The sequence below is a fragment of the Streptomyces sp. L2 genome, from assembly GCF_004124325.1.
GTDB lineage: Bacteria > Actinomycetota > Actinomycetes > Streptomycetales > Streptomycetaceae > Streptomyces.
In genome coordinates this window covers 373,064-391,291 of the sequence record NZ_QBDT01000001.1, presented here as the reverse complement: position 1 = coordinate 391,291, position 18,228 = coordinate 373,064, and the positions used below count along the sequence as shown (strand labels likewise).

Below are 18,228 nucleotides of genomic sequence, written 5' to 3'. Positions count from 1 at the left end.
AGTGCTCACGTCCGCCGTGTCGGCCGCCGGCCCGGCGTCCGGTCCAGGCGGAGCGCCAGTACGGGGCAGGCGGCGACCGCGCGCCGCGCGTGCCCGAGGGCGCGCGGCGCGGCACCGCTCACTCACGCCTCAGGATACCGGCGCCCCGACCGCGCCATAGCCCATCAGCGCGCGCTGCTCGTCGTGGCCGACTTCGAGGTCAGCCGCTGATGGACATCGCCGGAGCCTTGTCAGATCGAGCCAGGGGTCGGCGTGGTCGGCAGCAACGTGATTCCGGCCCGGGCATAGGCAGCCGCGGGGTCAGGTCGCCGCTGACGGAATCCGAGCGCCGTGAGCCGGCGGTCCTCCTCCTTGGTGATCCACGCCAGACGCAAGCTCTCGGAGATCAGGGCCACGACATCACCCGCGCACTCCACTGCACCCAAGCGGGACACGATCTCTCCGACCGGGTTCATGTGCTCGTAGTGGAACCTTGCCCGCCCGGGATCGAACTTCGGCTGGGAATGCCAGGTTTCGCGGCGCAGATCGACTCCGAGCCCCGCGGCCGACTCGGCTGCCGCGGTGCTCACCTCGGGCAGCCGGGCGTCGGGGACGAGCAGGTCGCAGAGTTTGCGCACGTCGACGGAGACGGACTCACGGAGCCGGGCCCGCTGGTGCTGGTTGAGGTCGAGCTCGGCGAGTGCGCGGGCTTTGTCGAGCAGGCCCTGGGCGAAGGGACGGCATAGGTACTCGAAGCGAGGTGTGGTCATGGAGATCTCGTTCAGGTTTCCGATGGTCCGATGGTCGCTGGAGTCGATCCTCGTCGCCGCGAGAGAATACCTTCCGGGAAGGTCACCTAGGAACCGCCCGCCCACCGCTGTCACCTGTTGCTTCGAGAACCGATCGGTCTGCGCGGCGGGGGTCGTGGAGAAGTGACCTGCGTGTCTTTCCAGGTGGTCAGGCGCGGCCGATGTCCCGTGCGCGTTCCAGTGCCAGCGAACCTGGCGCCGTCCGGCACATCGGGATCGTCCCCCAGCAGCGCCTGAGCTGTGCCGACCGTCCTACCGGTCACTGGCCACCAGTGGCGAGGCCAAAGGGGAGGGAGGCGTCCGCGTCCGCGATGGCCATCAGCCGGTTGTATTTGGCGACGCGTTCGCCGCGGGCCGGGGCGCCGGACTTGATCTGACCACTGCCGGTGCCCACGACGAGGTCGGCGATGAAAGCGTCCTCGGTCTCGCCGGAGCGGTGCGAGATCATCTGCGTGTAGCCGGCCCCGCGGCAGATCCGCATCGCCTCCAGGGTCTCGGTGACGGTGCCGATCTGGTTCACCTTGATCAAGGCCGAGTTGCCGATCTTCTTGCTGATCGCGTCGGTGATGATCGCCGGATTGGTGACGAAATTGTCGTCGCCCATCAATTGCACATGGTCGCCGAGGCGTTGGGTCAGACGGATCCAGCCGTCCCAGTCGTCCTCGGCCAGACCGTCCTCGATCGACCAGACCGGAAATCGGTCGATGATCGCCTCGTAGCGGTCGATGAGCTGGTCACTGGTCAGGGTCTCGTCAGCCACGTGATAGCGGCCGTCGGTCTGATGGTGAAACCCGCTGGCGGCGGGGTCCAGGGCAATCGCGATGCCGTCCCGGCCAGGCGTATAGCCGGCGTCGGTGATGGCGTCGACGAGGAGTTGCAGGACGTCCTCGGGATGGTCGATGGCGGGGGCGAAGCCGCCCTCGTCCCCCAGGCCTGTGGCGTGGCCGTCAGCGGTCAGGCGGGCCTTGATCCTCGAGTAGACCTCGGCTCCGGCGCGGACGGCGTCGGGCAGGCTGGGGGCGCCGATCGGGGCGAGCATGAACTCCTGGAAGTCGAGGTTGTCAGCGGCGTGCGCGCCCCCGTTGACCACGTTGAAGTGCGGCACGGGCAGCCGCGGTGTCGTGCCGGTGACCTGAGCGAGATGCTGCCACAACTCCAGCCCGGCCAGCGCGGCTTCGGCACGCACGGCGGCGATGGACACGCCGACGATGGCGTTGGCGCCGAGCCGGGACTTCGTCTCCGTACCGTCCAGGTCGATGAGGGCGCGATCGACCTCGGCGGCGGACGCGAACATCCGGCCGGTCAGGGCCTGGGCGATTTCGGCGTTGACGTGCTCGACGGCATCGCGCACGCCCTGTCCGTTGTAGCGGGCCTGGTCGCCGTCTCGGAGTTCCACGGCCTCGCGGGTGCCTGTGGACGCGCCGGAGGGAACGCCCGCGCGGACGGCGGTGCCGTCCGCGGTGGTGACGGTGACGGCAAGGGTGGGACGGGCGCGGGAGTCGAGGATCTCGACGGCGTGGACATTCGTGATCTGAAGGGACATGAGCTTCCGATCTGTGGCGAAAGACAATGTGCCCGGGGGGCGGGTTCTGGTGTGCGGCCGCGTCATCCGTGGGGATTGGCCGTCGTGTGGCGAGTGCGGGCGCGGGAGGCTTCGATCTCTGTGTACGCCTGTTCCCGGCCTTCCCAGTGCGAGCCTTCGACGCTCTTGCCGGGTTCGAGGTCCTTGTAGATCTCGAAGAAGTGCGTGATCTCCAGCCGATCGAAGGCAGGGAGGTCCTTGATGTCCTGCACGTGCGCGTAGCGCGGGTCGTGGGCCGGGACGCACAGGATCTTCTCGTCGGGGCCGTGTTCGTCCTTCATGACGAACATACCCACGGCACGGCACTCGATGGTGCAGCCGGGGAACGTTGGTTCGCCGACGATCACAAGGGCGTCGAGAGGGTCACCGTCGCGGCCGAGGGTGTGCTCGATGTAGCCGTAGTCGGCTGGGTACTTGGTGGAGGTGAACAGCAGGCGGTCCAGCCGGATGCGGTGCAGCTCGGGGTCCATCTCGTACTTGTTGCGGGATCCCTGGGGAATCTCCACGATCACTTCGAACTCCACAGTCTCCTCCTGGTGATGGCGTCCCGCGGCTCGCGGTGTTCTGGTCGGGGGCGGGCGAGGGCCCTGACGCGTCAGCGACCTCGTCGTAGCCGTCGGCTCTACCGCGCGCGGACAGGCCCGCCTGGAGGCGGCCGTCCAGCAGCTTGGACGCATGGCGACGGTTCGGGCGCAGCGGGCTGGGACCCTGTGCACACTGGTGCATGAGCATTCGGCCGGGGTGGCGCAGCACACCGCGACCACGTGATCACGGCTGCGGGGGCAAGGAAGCCACTGCGGTGGCAGACAGGCCGTCGCGGGCACGGTTCCTCCTGGTCACGTCGTTGGACCAGGGACCGTCAGCGGCGTAGTGCCGCGGTTGCGGTGAGCCCCATCACCGGCGCGGTCGGGGAGCGCACTTCAAGTGTGCCCGCGGAGAGTCCCGACAGGCATCTCGGCCATCCCTGCACGGAAAGCACAATCGATCGCCGACCATGCCAGGAAAGCCGGGCCGGCCGGATCATACCCGCCCCTCGCGAGGGCACAGGCGTCACGGTGTCCGCCCACGCGTGAAGCCATACGTCCTGGTGCAGAGCGGCGTGAGGCCGGCACAGACGGCCCCACGTGCCTTCTACAGCCCATAGACGGCGGTGGTCTCGGGCGTGTCGTCGTCGAGATCGCGCGCGTGCAGGCGTCGGATGTCCGACAGCGTGGCGGCGATGTGCGGAGTGAGTCGCAGGTGGGACAGCTCGGCCATCGGCACGAACACCGGCTCGCGTCCGTCCTCACGCGTCTGGAGTTCTCCTCGGACCCGGCCCATGGGGAAAAGGAAGATCTCGATTCTGAAGCGGCCCGTGTCGCTGTCCTTCACATCGAGGACGAGCGCACAGCGCAGACCTTCCGCCTCAAGGCCGGATTCCTCGCGCAGCTCGCATGGTCCTGCCTCCATGTGGCCTGGGCAAGCTCAGCACCGGAGCGGACGGTGTGTGTGGTGCTATTGGCCGTCTGCCGGGCGGCAGCCGGATGGGTCATGTTCGTTCACCCGCCCGTCCCAGTCCCTCGGGTCCTGCGCCCGGCTGTGCTCGGGGTCGTCCACCTGTAGTTCGGTGACGATCCGCCGCAGCGTCCGCTCGCTGTGCGCGAGTACGGCCGTCGCACCGGCCCTGTCACTCCGTTGATGCTCGGACTGCTCCCTGGCGGAGTTGAGATGGTGGGTGACCTTTTCGCACCTGACGGTGACGGCGCGGATCATTTGCCGGGTGCTCTCTGCCGGCCGTTGCTGCAGGTCGGCCCGGACCCGACCGACCTGCATGGGGACAAGGGGCGCCGCCTCGGCCGTGAGATGGTTGCGGGAACGTTCCTGCCCCGTGGAGCCAGGTAGGTAGGCTCGCATACGGGGTCCGGCCTCGGGGAGCCTGCCGGCCGCATCGGCCCGCTCCATGGGATTCGCCCCTTCCACCGCATCCGCGGTTGACCACCCCCATCCACACCCCCACGGCTTGGGGGTGACATCGAATGGTCTCCCTCGGCTACTCGTGAAGAGTTCTTCAATTTGCTAGTTGCCATTCTGGCCAGGTTCTGGGGGGAGGTGGTCCTCGGTGGGCGGGTTCGCCGACGCCGTGCGGGAGCGGGTGCGCGAGGCGCGTGCCGCGGTCGCGGCCGCCGTGGAGGCCGGGGACGCCTATGAGGCGGCCGTGGCGCGGGACGAGCTGGACGACGCACTGCGCGTGGCGCGGGGACACGGCATCGATATCGGTGGCGGCGTGGAGGTGGAGGAGGGGTGACAGGGATGCCGGTTCCGTTGTACGAGGCGAAGGCCGAGTTCTTCCGGATGCTGGGGCATCCGGTGCGCATCCGGGTGCTGGAGCTGCTGCAGGACGGGCCGAAGCCGGTGCGCGAGCTGCTGGCGGCGATCGAAGTCGAGCCGTCGAACCTGTCACAGCAGCTGGCGGTGCTGCGCCGTTCCGGCATCGTCACCGCCGCCCGCAGCGGGTCGACGGTGGTCTACGAGCTGGCCGGCGGCGATGTCGCCGAGCTCCTCGCCGCGGCACGCCGGATCCTGTCCGTGCTGCTGGCGGGCCGGCAGGACCTGCTCGACGAGCTGCGCGGAGCGGAAGCGGCGCGGTGACCGGCGACGCGCGCTTCCGGCTCCCTTGGAACCGCCGCCGCGGTCCCGCGGCGGCGGTTCGGCACGTCCGGCCGCAGGCACATCGGCACATCACCTCGGTGCGGCTGGGGCCTGATGCCGTGCGGGCGGCCCGAGAGGCGGTGGCGGAGCGTGTCACCAAGGCCGGCGTCGCCCCCAGGTCGGCCTTCGCGGACGCGGTGCGACTGGTGGTCGGTGAGCTGGTCACGAACGTGCCGCGGCACGCCGCGCACTCGACGGTGGCGGACGTGGGGGTGGCGGTCGCGGCCGGACAGCTGGTCGTCGGCGTCGCGGACGCCGAGCCCCGGCTGCCGGAGCTCACCGCCTAGGGCATGGGAGCCGGGCTGCGGACGGTGGCCGAGCCGGCCGCCGAATACGACGGGGACGTCAGCGCCGAACCCGTCGTCGACCACGAGGGCCAAGGTCGTCCTCGTGCGGTTCCGGATCCCCGCGTAGCGCAGACCACGAAAGACGGAACACGGAGTTGGCACGGTGAGCGATGACAAGAAGGCCAGGAAAGCCGGCAAGGCGATGGACAGGGAAAGCCGTGAGGAGCGCGGGATGTGGCTGCGCGCCTTCTACTACATTTTCGGCACCCACATCATCGCGGGCTGGGTGATGCTGCTGTTCTACCTCGGCCAGCATGCGCACACATAGCGGCACGTGCCCTGACGGGGCGGGGACGGCGCCTGGCAGGCGACCGGCGGGAGCGTGATGGCCACCGGCACCGCGAGTGGAGTGGGTGACCGGACGCCGTCTCGTGCGTCGAGGCGGCGTCAGGGCCGTCGTGTCAGAGATCGTTGGCCGCGTAGGAGAGATTGAAGCTCTTGTTGGTCAGCGGGAAGTCCGGGACGATCGTGTCGGTCAACGCGACGGGTAGGGCGGGCCAGTTGAAGAAGGACGGGTCGACCGGTTTGACTCGGGCCAACGTGCCGTCGGGGGCGAGTTCGACGCGGGTGGCGATGGTGCCCCGCCAGCCCTCCACCAGGCCCACACCGGTGCGAGGTCCCGCACCGGGCCGGGGGGATGGTCCCACGACGGCTCGCGGGGCGGTGAGGCCATCGGCGAGCTGCTCGATCAGGGCGAGGGAGGTGTCGATCTCCTCGGCACGCACCAGGAAGCGGGCCAGCACGTCGCCGCCGGTGTGGACGGGGATGTCGAGCTGTGCGCCGTAGTCGGTGAAGGGATGTGCGATCCGGGCGTCGTTCGCCAGGCCGCTGGCGCGGGCGACGTAGCCGAGGCAGCCGATCTCCCGGGCCGCGTCGGTCTTCAGGACGGCGGTGCCGGTGAAGCGGTCGCGGACCGTGGAGTGCCCGAGGGCGAGGTCGGTGATCTCACGGATGTCCTCGCCGATCGCCTTCAGCCGTTGCACCTCGGGCAGCGACTGGAGCGCGACTCCGCCCGGCACGACGCCTCCGCGCAGCAGCCGGTGGCCGGTGGTCTCCCGGTTCAGGCGCAGGAGCTGTTCGCGGACGCGCTGGGCCTGGGCGTTGAGGATGCCGTGACCGGCGTCGTTGCAGAGCATGCCGAGGTCGGCGACGTGGTTGTGAATCCGCTCCAGCTCCAGCAGCAAGGCACGGGCTCGCCGGGCTTCGACGGGGACCTCGGTACCGGTGGCCTCCTCGACGGCCAGGCAATACGCGAGCGCGTGGCCGACGGCCGTGTCACCACTGATCCGTTCGGCCAACGGCAGACCGGCAGCGGTCGTACGGCCCTGGAAGAGCTTCTCCACTCCCTTGTGGGTGAACCAGAGGCGGGCCTTGAGTTTGAGAATGGTCTCGCCCACGACGGAGAAGCGGAAGTGACCCGGCTCGATCAGCCCCGCGTGCACCGGCCCGACACCGATCTCGTAGACACCGTCCCCCTCCACCTGGAGGAAGGGGTAAGGGCCCTCCTGCTCGCCGAAGGCCGGCGGGGGCCCGGCATCGGGATGCATGGGATACCAGCCGCGCGGCCAGTGGAAATGCCGGACCAGGCGACGCGGCAGGGGATGGTCGAGGGGGACGATGCCGAACAGGTCGCGCATCTCGCGCTCGAACCGGCCGGCCGCGAAGGAGAGATGGGCCAGTGTCGGCAACTCGGGGCGCTCGGGGGCGAGCTGGATGTGCAACTCGGTGCGGACGTCCGGTGGGCCTGCCACGAACAGATACACCACACGGATGCCGCCCTCGCCGTAGTGCGCGGCGATCAGCGCGAGGCGATGCCCGCCGGTCAGCAACTCTGCAGCGCGCTGCGGGAGTTCGGCAGCGCTGGTCTCGTGCGTGGTGCGCATCGCCTCAGTGGCCTCCGATCGCCTGGGCGGCGGCGTGCAACAGGTCGGCGAGGGGGCCCGGCGTGATGCCGAGGGTGGCGCAGGCGGCCAGGCCCAGGACGAGGGGCCAGGCAGCAGTGGCCTCGGGCCCCGTCCGAGGTGCCGGGGCGGGGCCGAGCAGCATGCGGGCTGTGCGGGCGGAGAGCGCGGCGAAGGCGGCGAGCACCAGCAGCAGGGCCACCGCCGTGGCCCAGGCGAGACCACCGCCCGCGAGGAAACCGGCGCGGGCGATGCCGAGTTCGGACGCGAAGAGGCTGAACGGCGGGAAGGCGAGCAACGCCACCACCGCGAGCCCGAAAACCCCGCCCGCCAAAGGCGCTCGGGCAAGCAGTCCGCGCACGCGTCCGATCTTCGCCGTGCCGGTCAGCTGGAGGATGTGGCCGGAGGCGCAGAAGGCGACGGACTTGGCGAGGCCGTGGCCGGCGATGTGCAGCAGCGCCGCCGCCAGGGCGAGGGGGCTGCCGATCGCCGTGCCGAGGGCGATCAGGCTCATGTGTTCCATGCTGGAGTAGGCCAGCATGCGCTTGTAGTCACGCTGGGCGAGCAGCAGCCCGGCCGCGACGGCGAGGGTGAGCAGCGCGATGGAGGCGAGCAGGACGCGGGTGAAGTCCGGTCCGAGCGCCGCGTCGGCGATGACCCGGTAGCGCAGGATCGCGGCGAAGGCCACCGACAGCAGTACCCCCGACATCAGCGCTGACACCGGCGCGGGGGCCTGGCTGTGAGCATCCGCCAGCCAGGCGTGCAGCGGAATGAGACCGGCCTTCGCTCCGAAGCCGAGCACGACCAGGGCGATGCCGAGCCGGGTGACGGCCGGGTCGAGCCGGCCGGCGCGGGCGATGAGGGTGGGCCAGTCCAGCGCCCATGCCTCGGCGATGCCGGCTTGCCGGGCGGCGTAGTAGACGAGCACGGTACCGAGGAAGGCGAGCGCGATGCCGACCGAGCAGATCACCACGTACTTCCAGGCGGCCTCCACCGAGGTGCGGGTGCGGCGGTGGCCGACGAGGAAGGCGGTGACGATGGTGGTGGCCTCGACGGCGACCCACATCACACCGAGGTTGGCGGTCACCACGGCCATGCACATGGCGGCGAGGAACGCCTGCACGAGAGCGTGATAGTGCCACGTCGTCCGGTCGTGCGCCCGCCCGGCGGCCCGTTCGCCCGCCAGGTGCGCCGGGGCCGAGCCGCAGGCGATCAGCGCCACGGCGCCGACCAGGAGCAGCATCCAGGCGGTCAGCGCGTCCGCGCGCAGGAGGCCCGAGTACGCCCGCTGTGGTCCGCCGTCGACCACGTCCGTCGCGAGCAGGCTCCCGCACGCAAGGATCACGGCGGGCGGGGCCAGCCCGGCCCAGGCCGGCGCATTCCGCGTGGGTGCCTCACCGGGCTCGGGTGCCTGCGCCACCAGGACGGAGCCCTGTGCGGACACCTGCCGCCGGGACTCGGTACGGGCTGCGGCGAGCGATGCGGCGCTCGCGCGGGGGCGTACTCCGGCCAGGGCGTACGCACCGGCGGCCACCAGTGGCGCGGCGACAGGAGCGGTCAACAACAGCGCGGCGTTCATCAGTCGTGCAGCTCCCGCAGGTCGTCGATGTCGGTGGTGCCGAACGCCTCCCGCACCCGGGTGGTGAGGATCTGCAGCACCAGCACGGCCAGCAGCACGTCGAAGGAGACGCCGAGTTCGACGATGAGCGGCACGCCGGAGGTGGCCAGGAAGGCGGTGGCGGTGATGCCGTTGTCCAGGAGCAGGAATCCGACCACCTGGGAGAGCGCGCGCCTGCGGGTGACGAGGACGAAGAAGCCGATCAGGACGACGGCCAGGCCGACCGGAAGCGCCCGGGTGGCCGGCGTGGGGTGCACGGCGGTCAGCGGCCGGGCCACCGCGTACGCCAGCAGGGTCAGCAGGGCCGCGGTCAGCAGCGAGGCGGCGACGTTGATCAGCGGTTGCGTCTCCCGCCTCTCGTTGTCCCCTGTGCCGTGCCGCTGCCGGTCCTCGGTCAGTGCGGCGAGCGCCCGGCGCATGAGATACGGCAGCACGCCCGCACGCAGTACGCCGACGCCGAGGCCCACGGCGGTCAGGTCCCACCGTTCCTCGTGCGCGCCGAGCAGGACGGCGATGGCGGCCAGGGCCACGCCCTGCAGGGCGAAGACGCGGATGATTCCGGCGAGTTCGCGGCGCCAGAGCACGATCACGGCAGCCAGCAGGAAGGCACCGCAGGCCAGGTCGAGGAGCTGGGTGTACAGGCCGCCGCTCATGATGCTCCGTTCAGGAAGTACGAAGCGGTCACCGCGAGCAGCGCCAGCAGGAAGGAGCCGGCGAGGAGTTCGGGCACGCGGAACAGCCGGACCTTGGCCCAGAACACCTCGGCCGTGGCGAGCACCGCGCCCAGCAGCAGAAGTTTCGCCGCGAACGCCACCAGGGCCACGGCCAGCGCCGCCCAGGAGACGCCGGTGGCGATCCCCCAGGGCACGAACAGGGAGGACAGCAGCCCGAGGAGGAGGGTGAGCCGCATCTGCGCGCCGAGTTCGACCAGGGCCAGGTCGGGGCCCGCGTACTCCAGCACCATCGCCTCGTGGATCATGGTGAGTTCGAGGTGGGTGGAGGGGTTGTCCACCGGGATCCGGCCCGTCTCCGCCAGGACCGCCACCGCGAGCGCGGCCACGGCCAGCAGCCCGGCCGGGGAGGCGAGGCGAGCGGGCTGGTGAACGGCACCGGAGACGATCGCGGGGATGTTGGTCGTGCCGGCCGGTATCGACAGGGCGAACACCGACAGCAGAATGGTCGGTTCCACCAGGGCGGCGACCGTCATCTCCCGGGAGGCCCCCATCCCGCCGAACGCGGTGCCGGTGTCCAGTCCGGCCAGGGCGAGGGCGAGGGTGCCGAGCGCGATCAGCGCGACCACCACGATGAGGTCCGCGTGCCCGCTCACCGGGGTGTCGGTGGACAACAGCGGCACCAGAGCCGCCGCCACCACGGTGGTGGCGACCAGCAGGGCGGGGGCGGCCCGGAAGGCAGGACCGGTCCCCACCGGCGTGATGGGCTCCTTGCGCAGCAGTTTGCGTGTGTCCCGCCAGGGCTGGAACACCCCGGCCCCTGCCCGGCCCTCCAGCCGGGCCCGCACCTGCCGCATCCACCCGGTCAGCAACGGCGCTCCGGCCGCCACGACCACGACCTGGCCGGCGACGGCCACATACCGGATCCCGTTCATCACCAGCCCACCGCCAACACCGACATCAGGACGACCAGCCCGGCGAAGCCGTAGCCGAGATACAGATGCACGCTGCCGCCCGCCAGCCGTCTGGCCGCGCGGCCCGCACCGGCCAGGAACCCGAGCACCGGTTCGTACAGCCGGTGCTCGATCCGGTCAGGCACCCGGTGCTGGAAGCGCACCCGCTCCACCAGGTACGCCGACTCGCGCACCGGTGTGACGTCCACGTCCTGCTCCGGGGCGAGCACATCGTCGAAGACCCGCTGCAGCGGCTCGGCGAACGAGGTCGCCGTGTACGCCATGCGCGGTGTCGGCGCACCGCCCCCGCAGTCCCACAGCCGGGCGTTCACCCGACGCCTGCGGCGGCCGTGGACGCGCGGCAGTGCGACCGCGAGCAGGATCGCGGCGGTGAGCGCGGCCACCACCCACAACGGGGACAACCGGGCGGAGATGTCGGCCAGCCGCACCTTGAGCCCGCCGCCGGTCAGGGCCCCGCTGCCCGGCAGCCCGGCGGCACCGACGGCCCGGTCAAGACCATCGCCCAGCAGGCCCGGCACCACGGCCAGCGCCGCGATCCCCACGGCGAGCAGGCCCATCCCGGCGAGCATCAGCGGCGGCGCCTCCCGCGCCTCGGCCGCGCGCTCGTCACGGGGCCGGGCGAAGAAGCCCACGCCGAGCGCTTTCACGAACACCGCCGCGGCGATCCCGGCCGACAACGCGATCAGCGCGACTGCCAGAGGCAGCACCACGGCGACCGCGACCCCCGGTACCTGAAGCCCGTGGATGACGGACTGGAGAAGGAGCCACTCACTGATGAAGCCGTTGCCCGGCGGCAGCGCCACCGCGCCGAGCGCGGCCAGCGCGAAGAACCCGGCCGTGGCCGGCATCCGAGCCCGCAGTCCGCCCAGCCGGTCCAGGTCCCGCAGACCGGTCGCCCGCAGGACGGATCCGGCAGCGCAGAACAACAGGGCCTTGAACGCCGCGTGGTTGACCACGTGCAGCAGCGCCGCCACGAGGGCGAGCGCGGCCAGCGGCCGGTTTCCGTAGGAGGCGAACAGTCCGGACGCGCCGATGCCGATGAGGACCAGGCCCATGTTCTCGCTGGTCGAATACGCCAGCAGCCGCTTCAGATCGGAGGCCATCGCCGCTTGCAGGATGCCGTACACGGCACTGATCCCGCCCACCGCCAGCAGCCCGAGCCACCACCACGGCGGGCCGCCGCCCAGCAGATCGAACCCGGTCCGGACCACACCATAGATGCCGAGGTTGACCATGGCGGTGCTCATCAACGCCGAGACGGGACTGGGCGCTTCAGGGTGCGCCAGCGGCAGCCAGGCGTGCAGCGGCAGTGTCCCCGCCTTCGAGGTGAACGCCAGTGCCACGAGGACGAAGACGGTCCCCCGCACGGTGGACGAGATGCCGTGCGCGCCCGCCCTCAGCGCGGCGAAGGTCTCCCCGCCCGCCTGTCCGGCGAACCACGCCAACCCGGCGAGCAGCAGCATGAGCCCGAGGTGGGTCATCACGGCGTACCAGACGCCGGCCTGCCGTACCGACGGGCGCTCCCGGTGCTCGGCGAGTACCAAGAGCAGTGAGGAGAGCGCCATCAGCTCCCACAGCAGCAGGAACGTGGACACCGACGCCGCCACGGGTACGAGCACCAGCGTCAGTGCGAACAACGGCAGGACGGCCTGAGCCGTACGCGAGCCGAGCCCGCGCGCGCCGTGCCCCGCGGCGTACCCGATGCCGTACACCGCCACCGCGGCTACGACGGCCCCGGCGACCGCCATGAACAGTCCCGCCAGCGCGTCCACCGCCACATGCGCCCCGGCCAGCGGCAACAGCCCGGAGCAGTAGGCTGTCCAGCGGCTTCCGCCCAGTGCGGCCACACCCGCCGCGCAGCCCGCCGCCCCGACACCCGCGGTCAGAACTCCGGCGACCGGGACGCGCAGCCCGCGGGGCAGTCCGAGTCCTGCCAGCGCGCCCGCACCACCCAGGCCGGTGGCCGTCGCGAGGGCGGCCGGAATCACGCTCACCGTCCGGTCACCCTCCGGAGCGCCGCCACGATCGCCTCCGGCTCGGGCGGGCATCCCGGTACGGCCAGATCCACCGGTACGACGTCGGAGACCGCGCCCTCGATGCCGTGGCCGCCGGCGAACTCCCCGCAGTTGACCGCGCAGTCCCCGACCGCGACCACCAGCCGCGGCCGGCCCATCGCGGCGACCGTGCGCCGCAGCGGCTCGGCCATGTTCCGGGTCACCGGGCCGGTCACCAGAGCCACGTCCGCATGCCGGGGCGAGGCCACCTGCCGCGCCCCGTACCGCTCGGCGTCGTACACCGGGTTGAACGCGGCGGTGATCTCGATCTCGCAGCCGTTGCAGGAGCCCGCGTCCACACAGCGCACCTGCACCGAGCCGCCCAGTTGCCGCGCCGTCTCCGGCATGTCGGCCTCCGGACGGGGCGGCGCGGGCTCGGCGACCCTCCCGGTTGTCCGGATCCTGCGCAACAGGCCCATGCACCTCTCCCGAGTGGTGGTGAGGACTTCCCCAGGTGACCAAAGCCGACAAGCGGCTTGAGTTACGACTCTTTTCTCACGCTTTGCCTGTTTTAAGGAGATATGGGAGACGGTCATCGTCCGATGACCGTCCGCACGGCGGGCGTCCTCTCCTCCGGCCGGCAGACCAAGGCGCAGTTCGGAGGCGGCCGCCTCCCGGCACCACAGAGCGCTGTCCGGCTCTCGGGAGACGGCCGCCGGTCACGGGCCGTCGCTACGACGGCGGTTTCCCCTCCGGCTGAACCGCTCGCAGGTCGGCGAGCAGTTCAGCCTGCCCCGCCAGCACACCGGACAGGATCGAGCGTGCCACCCGCAGCAGCTCTGCCACCTCGGGGCTGGTCAGCGAGTAGTACACGTTCGACCCCTCCTTGCGGGTGCGCACCAGGTTCGCCCGCCGCAGCACGGCGAGCTGCTGGGACAGGTGCGCGGGCTCGATGCCCACCTCGGGCAGCATCTCGGCGACCGCGTGCTCACGTTCGCTCAGCAACTCCAGGACACGGATACGCGCGGGGTGGCCGAGGGTTTTGAAGAACTCGGCCTTCAGCTGGTACAGCGGCGTACTCACCGTGCCGTCCCCTCCCCGGCACGGCATGACCTGACCGGCCGGTCCACTTGGCATCGCATCCACCCACTCATCACAGACATGCGACCCATCCTCGCCTGCGGCCCCGGAAGAACCGAAGCCGCGCCTAGGAGCCGGGCCGCCGCCCGTATTCAGCGGTGATGACCTCAGTAATTGCTAACATTAGCAAGTCATTGAGTCCAGTGAGGGAGGCTTGCATGAGGATCATCCCGTTGCGCGGCAGCGGAGTCGTCTGGCTCAAGTGCCCCGCCTGCCGCCTCAAGTGCCGCCCCACCGCCGTCGGCCCGGACGGAAACTGCCCGCGCTGCGGCGACGCCCGTATGCTCCGGCTGTCCCTCGGCGGCCGGCGCACGCAGCCGACCCGAGCCGGCGAGCGCGGCTGATCGGCGCCCGGACCCGGCGCGGACGCCGGGTCAGACCTTCTTGACCACGCTGGACTTCAGTTGCATGGCTCCGAACCCGTCGATCCTGCAGTCGATGTCGTGGCCGTCCACGCCGTCCTCGACGAGGCGGATGTTGCGCACCTTGGTGCCCGCCTTGATCCCGGACGGACTGCCCTTGACCTTGAGGGTCTTCACCACCGTCACGGTGTCGCCGTCGACGAGCACGTTGCCGACCGCGTCCCTGATCACCTTCTCGCCCCGCTCGTCGGCGGACACGGCGGACGCGGCGGACGGCGACCATTCATGGCCGCACTCGGGGCAGACGAGCAGCGCGCCCATCTCGTACGTGTACGCGCCGGAGCATTCGGGGCAGGGGGGAAGAGTCTCACTCATGGAGCCAGTGTCTTTCTGTGCGTAACTCGATACATGTGTCATGCGGGTGAGTGTCAGGAGGGCCAGCCGTCCGTACTCCATTCCCGCCGGCCCTCCTTTGGAGCCGACGGTCGCCGGCCGTGGGCGGCGAGCGCGGCGGGCAGGTCGCAGTGGACGGGGATGTCCGGGCAGTCGCCGGCCGGGACGAGCGAGCCGTCGGCGGGGATGGCCGCCAGTTCCAGGCTCCGGTCGGCCTCGGCGAGGCGGCGGGCGGCCTCGGTGATGGCCAGCTGGCCTTCGGCGGACCAGCTGCGCAGCTCGGTCAGGTCGAGGACGACCGGTCCGGTGCCGCGGGCGACGACCCAGCCGATCGCGCCGCTGAAGCGGTGGATCGCCTCGGGGCCGAGGTGTCCGGCGACGGAGAGGATGGCGAGATCCTGCTCGACGGTGTAGCGCCAGTCGATGGTCATACGGGGGAACTTCCTTGTACGGAGGGCGGAGCGAGGCTGTGGCGCGGCGTCACAGGGGCAAGGTGATCCAGAGGCATTTGCCCTTGCCGTCGGCGTCCGCGCGCAGGACCGCGCTACCGCCCATGCCGACGACGAGTTCCCTCACGATGCCCAGACCGCTGGTTCCCGTTTCGGTGGTCGCACCGTGGAGGGGCGGCTGGTGGGGGTGGCGGTCGTGGACGGCGAAGGCGAAGCAGTCCTTGCCCGCGGCGTAGAACACGGTGAGCTGCGGGGAGAGAGCGGCGGCGTGCCGGACACTGTTGGTGACCAGCTCGCTCAGGATCAGCAGGGCCGGGTCCACAGCGGGGTGCCGCAGCCCGATGCCCCACTCCACCAGGGCCTGCTCGGCTGTCTGACGGGCCAGGCGGACCGCTGCCGGCACGGACGCCAGGGTGAGTACGTGGCGGTGCGGCAGCGCCTCCAGTTCTGTGATCATGACCTCTCCGTTCCCCGGACGAGACGGAAGCCGGTGAGCGTTTGCGGGTGGATGCGGACGACGGTGTCGTGCGGGCCGTGCGTCCAGCCGGACAATGTGCGCCGATAGTGAGCGGCCTCGTGCGGGTCGGTGATCACTTCGGCGGGTCCGGTCGCGCTCACGGTCCAACCGGTGCCGGCCGCGGCCTGGACGTCGTCGGCCTGGTAGGTCGCGGTCAGCGGCACGGCGGCCGGCTGGACCGGGGTGCGCGCGACCAGCCGGCCGTACTCCCACACATGCCGGGCCGGCCGTACGACGGTCACCTCACGCTGCGTGAACACCAGCCGTCCCAGTTCCGCTCCCTCCAGTAACCACATCGCCTCCGCGCCGGAGACCTCGACCATCCGCAGGGTGCGGGAGGGCATGCTCATCGGACTGGTTCCTCGCTGGTGTCCGGGTTCTTCTGGTTCGTCTTCGGGGCGGGGACCACGGGCAGGACTCCGGCCATCTCCAGGTGATCGCGGGCAGCGCGGATCGCCTCCGGTGTCGTCGCGTACTCCCGGCCCTCGTGCCGCAGCAGCCCGAGCGCGCCGACGGAGGCCAGGACCTGCCGCTGACCGGGACGTATGCCGGAGGCCAGCACGACGATGCCGCGCCGGCGCAGCTTCTCCACGGCGTCCTTCAGGACGAGAGCACCGGTGGCGTCCATGGTCGACACCCGCGACATCCGCAGCACGACGACCCGAACGTCCGCCACCTCGGTCAGCTCCAGCAGGAAACGGTGGGCGGCGGCGAAGAACAGCGGCCCGTCGATGCGGTAGGCCACGACGTGCTCGGCCAGCAGCGCGTGCTCCTCGGCACCGTGGTCGCCGCGGTCCAGGGGCACCTGGTCGAAGCGGGCCTGCTGGGCCACCGCCCGCAGAGCCAGGGCGCCGGCGACGACCAGACCGATGATGACGGCGTGGACGAGATCGAGGGCGATGGTCGCGACCGCGGTCAGGACGAGTATCACGGCATCGGACCGTGTGGCTTTCGCCATCGCCTTCAGCGAGCCGGCCTCGACCATACGGATCGCGGTCGCCACAAGCACGCCCGCCAGGGCCGCCAGCGGGATCTTCGACACCAGGGGCGCCGCCGCGAAGACGATCACGGCGAGAACGGCGGCATGGGTGAGGGCGGCCAGCCGGGAGCCGGCACCGGAGCGGACGTTGACGGCGGTGCGGGCGATGGCTCCGGCGGCCGGGACGCCGCCGAACAGCGGGGCGGCGATGTTGGCCAGACCCTGCCCGAGCAGCTCCCGGTCCGGGTCGTGCCGCTGCCCCACCGTCATCGCGTCCGCGGCGGCCGCGGACATCAGCGACGCCAGCGCGGCCAGCGCTGCCACCGCCACCGCCGGGGCGAGCAGCGAGCCCAGATCGTCGACCCGCAGGAAGGACAGGGCGGGCGCGGGCAGCCCCGCGGGCAGCTCACCGATCGGCCTCACATCCAGGTGGGCGACCTGGACCACGACGGTGGCGACGATCACGGCGACGACGGAGAACGGCACGGCCGGCCGCCACCGTGCCCCCGCCAGCATGAGCACGACCACGGCAGCCGCGAGACCGGCCGCGGTCCAGTCCGGGGACTTCGCGAACTCCTCCACGGCGTGCCAGGTGACGACGAGCACCTGGTCGCCCTCGGGCTTGGGCACGCCGAGCGCGTTCGGGATCTGCTGGAGCCCGATCACCGCGGCGATGCCGAGCGTGAAACCCTCGATCACCGAGGCCGGCACGTACCGCATATAGCGTCCGGCCCGGAGTGCGGCCAGGACGACGAGCATCGCGCCGGCCAACAGTCCCACCGTGAGCACGGCGGTGGCTCCGTACCGGGCGACGATCGGTACAAGGACGACGGTCATGGCGCCGGTCGGCCCGGACACCTGAAGATTCGAACCACCGAAGACCGCCGCCATCCCGCCCGCGACCACCGCGGTCGCCAGCCCCGCCTCCGCGCCCATGCCGGAGGAGACCCCGAAGCCCAGCGCCAGCGGCAGCGCGACGATCGCCACCGTCAGCCCGGCGAGCAGGTCCCTGCGCGGATCACGCCGTACCCGCGCGAGATCGGAGCGGGAGGGCAGCAGCACAGTGAGCCAGGCCGCCATCGCCCGGGGGAAGGACGCGCTCATCGGGCGGCGACCTCGGCTTCACGCAGCTCGGCCAGAAGTTCGTTCCGCCCGGCGAGCATCTCGGTCAGGATCCGGCGCGCGGCCCTCATCAGGTCGGCGACATCGCCGCCGGCCAGTTCGTAGACGACGGTCGATCCCTCACGGACGGACGTGACGATCCCGGAGCGACGCAGCACCGCCAGTTGCTGGGACAGGCTGGAGGGCTCCACCTCGATCGCGGCCAGCAGCTCACGCACGGGCATTGGCCCGACCTGCAACAGCTCCAGCACCCGAATCCGGATGGGATGCCCCAGCATCCGGAAGAACTCGGCCTTCGCCTGATACAGCGGAACCGACACGACCACTCAGCTTCCCTCGCACAGCCCCACCCGGGCGGGACACACAGAAGCTGTGCCCGCGGCTACCTGCGGGCACAGCGAACACAGCATCTAACCAATTGCAAAATTTAGCAATTCAGATATCTGTTTCATGCCGGTTCGTACGCTTACGGCTCTCCGGCGACGTGATGAGACCGCGGGTCACGGCCGCCAGGTCAGCCACTACTGAGGCCGAACAGCGGCTCGGACCGACAGCAGGCGAATCGGGCGTCCCGCCCGCCTGGAGTGGAGGGCCGGAGCGGTGAAGACGAGCCGGATGCCCGTATGACCGGACTGGAGGACAGAGACGACCCCCGACGGCGCCGGACCAGTGCGCAGGAGCGGATCGCAGAGATCATCAGCGG

Annotated in this window: 22 protein-coding genes and 1 riboswitch; of the genes, 5 read left to right on the top strand and 17 right to left on the bottom strand. The window is 71.0% G+C overall.

Annotated features, from left to right (window positions below; all coding sequences use genetic code 11):
• Positions 1–230 precede the first annotated feature (230 nt).
• The 4 genes from DBP14_RS01730 to DBP14_RS01715 form a co-directional block, all read right to left on the bottom strand.
• Positions 231–749 (bottom strand): hypothetical protein, encoded by a 519-nt coding sequence (locus tag DBP14_RS01730; RefSeq protein ID WP_129305283.1) that lies wholly within the window; start codon positions 747–749, stop codon positions 231–233.
• Between the two features lie 298 nt (positions 750–1,047).
• Positions 1,048–2,331, bottom strand: coding sequence for a phosphopyruvate hydratase (gene eno / locus DBP14_RS01725; protein ID WP_129305282.1), 1,284 nt, complete (start codon positions 2,329–2,331; stop codon positions 1,048–1,050).
• Between the two features lie 62 nt (positions 2,332–2,393).
• Positions 2,394–2,894 (bottom strand): inorganic diphosphatase, encoded by a 501-nt coding sequence (locus DBP14_RS01720; RefSeq protein ID WP_129305281.1) that lies wholly within the window; start codon positions 2,892–2,894, stop codon positions 2,394–2,396.
• Positions 2,895–3,213: 319 nt separating this feature from the next.
• Positions 3,214–3,278, bottom strand: a riboswitch (Fluoride riboswitch).
• 223 nt (positions 3,279–3,501) lie between these two features.
• Complete coding sequence (locus DBP14_RS01715) at positions 3,502–3,819, bottom strand: hypothetical protein (RefSeq protein WP_129305280.1); 318 nt, start codon at positions 3,817–3,819, stop codon at positions 3,502–3,504.
• 649 nt (positions 3,820–4,468) lie between these two features.
• Between DBP14_RS01715 and DBP14_RS01710 the strand changes: the two genes are divergently transcribed.
• From DBP14_RS01710 to DBP14_RS35910, 4 genes are all read left to right on the top strand, one after another.
• A complete protein-coding gene (locus DBP14_RS01710) occupies positions 4,469–4,654 on the top strand; it encodes a hypothetical protein (protein ID WP_129305279.1) in 186 nt (61 codons plus the stop codon).
• Between the two features lie 5 nt (positions 4,655–4,659).
• Positions 4,660–4,998, top strand: coding sequence for a metalloregulator ArsR/SmtB family transcription factor (locus DBP14_RS01705; RefSeq protein ID WP_129305278.1), 339 nt, complete (start codon positions 4,660–4,662; stop codon positions 4,996–4,998).
• 140 nt (positions 4,999–5,138) lie between these two features.
• Entirely contained in the window at positions 5,139–5,345 is a 207-nt protein-coding gene (locus tag DBP14_RS36585; protein ID WP_241740766.1) for a hypothetical protein, read from the top strand.
• Between the two features lie 202 nt (positions 5,346–5,547).
• A complete protein-coding gene (locus DBP14_RS35910) occupies positions 5,548–5,673 on the top strand; it encodes a DUF6126 family protein (protein WP_241741148.1) in 126 nt (41 codons plus the stop codon).
• Positions 5,674–5,806: 133 nt separating this feature from the next.
• Here DBP14_RS35910 and DBP14_RS01695 read toward each other — a convergent pair whose 3' ends face one another.
• The 7 genes from DBP14_RS01695 to DBP14_RS01665 all read right to left on the bottom strand — a co-directional run bounded on the left by DBP14_RS01695 (position 5,807) and on the right by DBP14_RS01665 (position 13,646).
• Positions 5,807–7,288, bottom strand: a complete 1,482-nt coding sequence (locus DBP14_RS01695) for an NADH-quinone oxidoreductase subunit C (RefSeq protein ID WP_129305277.1) — start codon at positions 7,286–7,288, stop codon at positions 5,807–5,809.
• 4 nt (positions 7,289–7,292) lie between these two features.
• Positions 7,293–8,885, bottom strand: coding sequence for a proton-conducting transporter membrane subunit (locus DBP14_RS01690; protein ID WP_129305276.1), 1,593 nt, complete (start codon positions 8,883–8,885; stop codon positions 7,293–7,295).
• Positions 8,885–9,577 (bottom strand): hypothetical protein, encoded by a 693-nt coding sequence (locus DBP14_RS01685; protein WP_129305275.1) that lies wholly within the window; start codon positions 9,575–9,577, stop codon positions 8,885–8,887. The genes DBP14_RS01690 and DBP14_RS01685 overlap by 1 nt, the downstream gene beginning before the upstream one ends.
• The gene (locus DBP14_RS01680) at positions 9,574–10,530 is read right to left on the bottom strand and encodes an NADH-quinone oxidoreductase subunit H (protein ID WP_129305274.1); all 957 of its coding nucleotides are present in this window, start codon (positions 10,528–10,530) and stop codon (positions 9,574–9,576) included. The genes DBP14_RS01685 and DBP14_RS01680 overlap by 4 nt, the downstream gene beginning before the upstream one ends.
• Positions 10,530–12,563 (bottom strand): proton-conducting transporter membrane subunit, encoded by a 2,034-nt coding sequence (locus tag DBP14_RS01675; RefSeq protein WP_129305273.1) that lies wholly within the window; start codon positions 12,561–12,563, stop codon positions 10,530–10,532. Before DBP14_RS01675 ends, DBP14_RS01680 begins: the two co-directional genes overlap by 1 nt.
• Complete coding sequence (locus DBP14_RS01670; RefSeq protein WP_241740765.1) at positions 12,560–12,970, bottom strand: oxidoreductase; 411 nt, start codon at positions 12,968–12,970, stop codon at positions 12,560–12,562. Before DBP14_RS01670 ends, DBP14_RS01675 begins: the two co-directional genes overlap by 4 nt.
• Positions 12,971–13,295: 325 nt before the next feature.
• Positions 13,296–13,646, bottom strand: coding sequence for a metalloregulator ArsR/SmtB family transcription factor (locus DBP14_RS01665; protein WP_129305271.1), 351 nt, complete (start codon positions 13,644–13,646; stop codon positions 13,296–13,298).
• A 215-nt stretch (positions 13,647–13,861) separates the two neighbouring features.
• On the opposite strand from DBP14_RS01665, the gene DBP14_RS01660 reads away from it, so the two are divergent.
• Positions 13,862–14,047 (top strand): hypothetical protein, encoded by a 186-nt coding sequence (locus tag DBP14_RS01660; protein ID WP_129305270.1) that lies wholly within the window; start codon positions 13,862–13,864, stop codon positions 14,045–14,047.
• 30 nt (positions 14,048–14,077) lie between these two features.
• Here the strand turns inward: DBP14_RS01660 and DBP14_RS01655 are convergent, their stop codons facing one another.
• Genes DBP14_RS01655 through DBP14_RS01630 form a run of 6 tightly spaced genes read right to left on the bottom strand, consistent with a single transcriptional unit; the run spans position 14,078 to position 17,845 of the window.
• Positions 14,078–14,440 carry a zinc ribbon domain-containing protein YjdM gene (locus DBP14_RS01655; RefSeq protein WP_129305269.1) on the bottom strand — a complete coding sequence of 121 codons (363 nt, stop codon included), beginning with the start codon at positions 14,438–14,440 and terminating at the stop codon, positions 14,078–14,080.
• Between the two features lie 53 nt (positions 14,441–14,493).
• Positions 14,494–14,889 carry an anti-sigma factor antagonist gene (locus DBP14_RS01650; protein ID WP_129305268.1) on the bottom strand — a complete coding sequence of 132 codons (396 nt, stop codon included), beginning with the start codon at positions 14,887–14,889 and terminating at the stop codon, positions 14,494–14,496.
• Between the two features lie 49 nt (positions 14,890–14,938).
• Positions 14,939–15,364, bottom strand: a complete 426-nt coding sequence (locus tag DBP14_RS01645) for an ATP-binding protein (RefSeq protein WP_129305267.1) — start codon at positions 15,362–15,364, stop codon at positions 14,939–14,941.
• Complete coding sequence (locus DBP14_RS01640) at positions 15,361–15,774, bottom strand: pyridoxamine 5'-phosphate oxidase family protein (protein WP_129305266.1); 414 nt, start codon at positions 15,772–15,774, stop codon at positions 15,361–15,363. The genes DBP14_RS01645 and DBP14_RS01640 overlap by 4 nt, the downstream gene beginning before the upstream one ends.
• Positions 15,771–17,507, bottom strand: coding sequence for a SulP family inorganic anion transporter (locus DBP14_RS01635; protein ID WP_129305265.1), 1,737 nt, complete (start codon positions 17,505–17,507; stop codon positions 15,771–15,773). Before DBP14_RS01635 ends, DBP14_RS01640 begins: the two co-directional genes overlap by 4 nt.
• The gene (locus DBP14_RS01630; RefSeq protein WP_129305264.1) at positions 17,504–17,845 is read right to left on the bottom strand and encodes a metalloregulator ArsR/SmtB family transcription factor; all 342 of its coding nucleotides are present in this window, start codon (positions 17,843–17,845) and stop codon (positions 17,504–17,506) included. Before DBP14_RS01630 ends, DBP14_RS01635 begins: the two co-directional genes overlap by 4 nt.
• Positions 17,846–18,228: the final 383 nt, after the last annotated feature.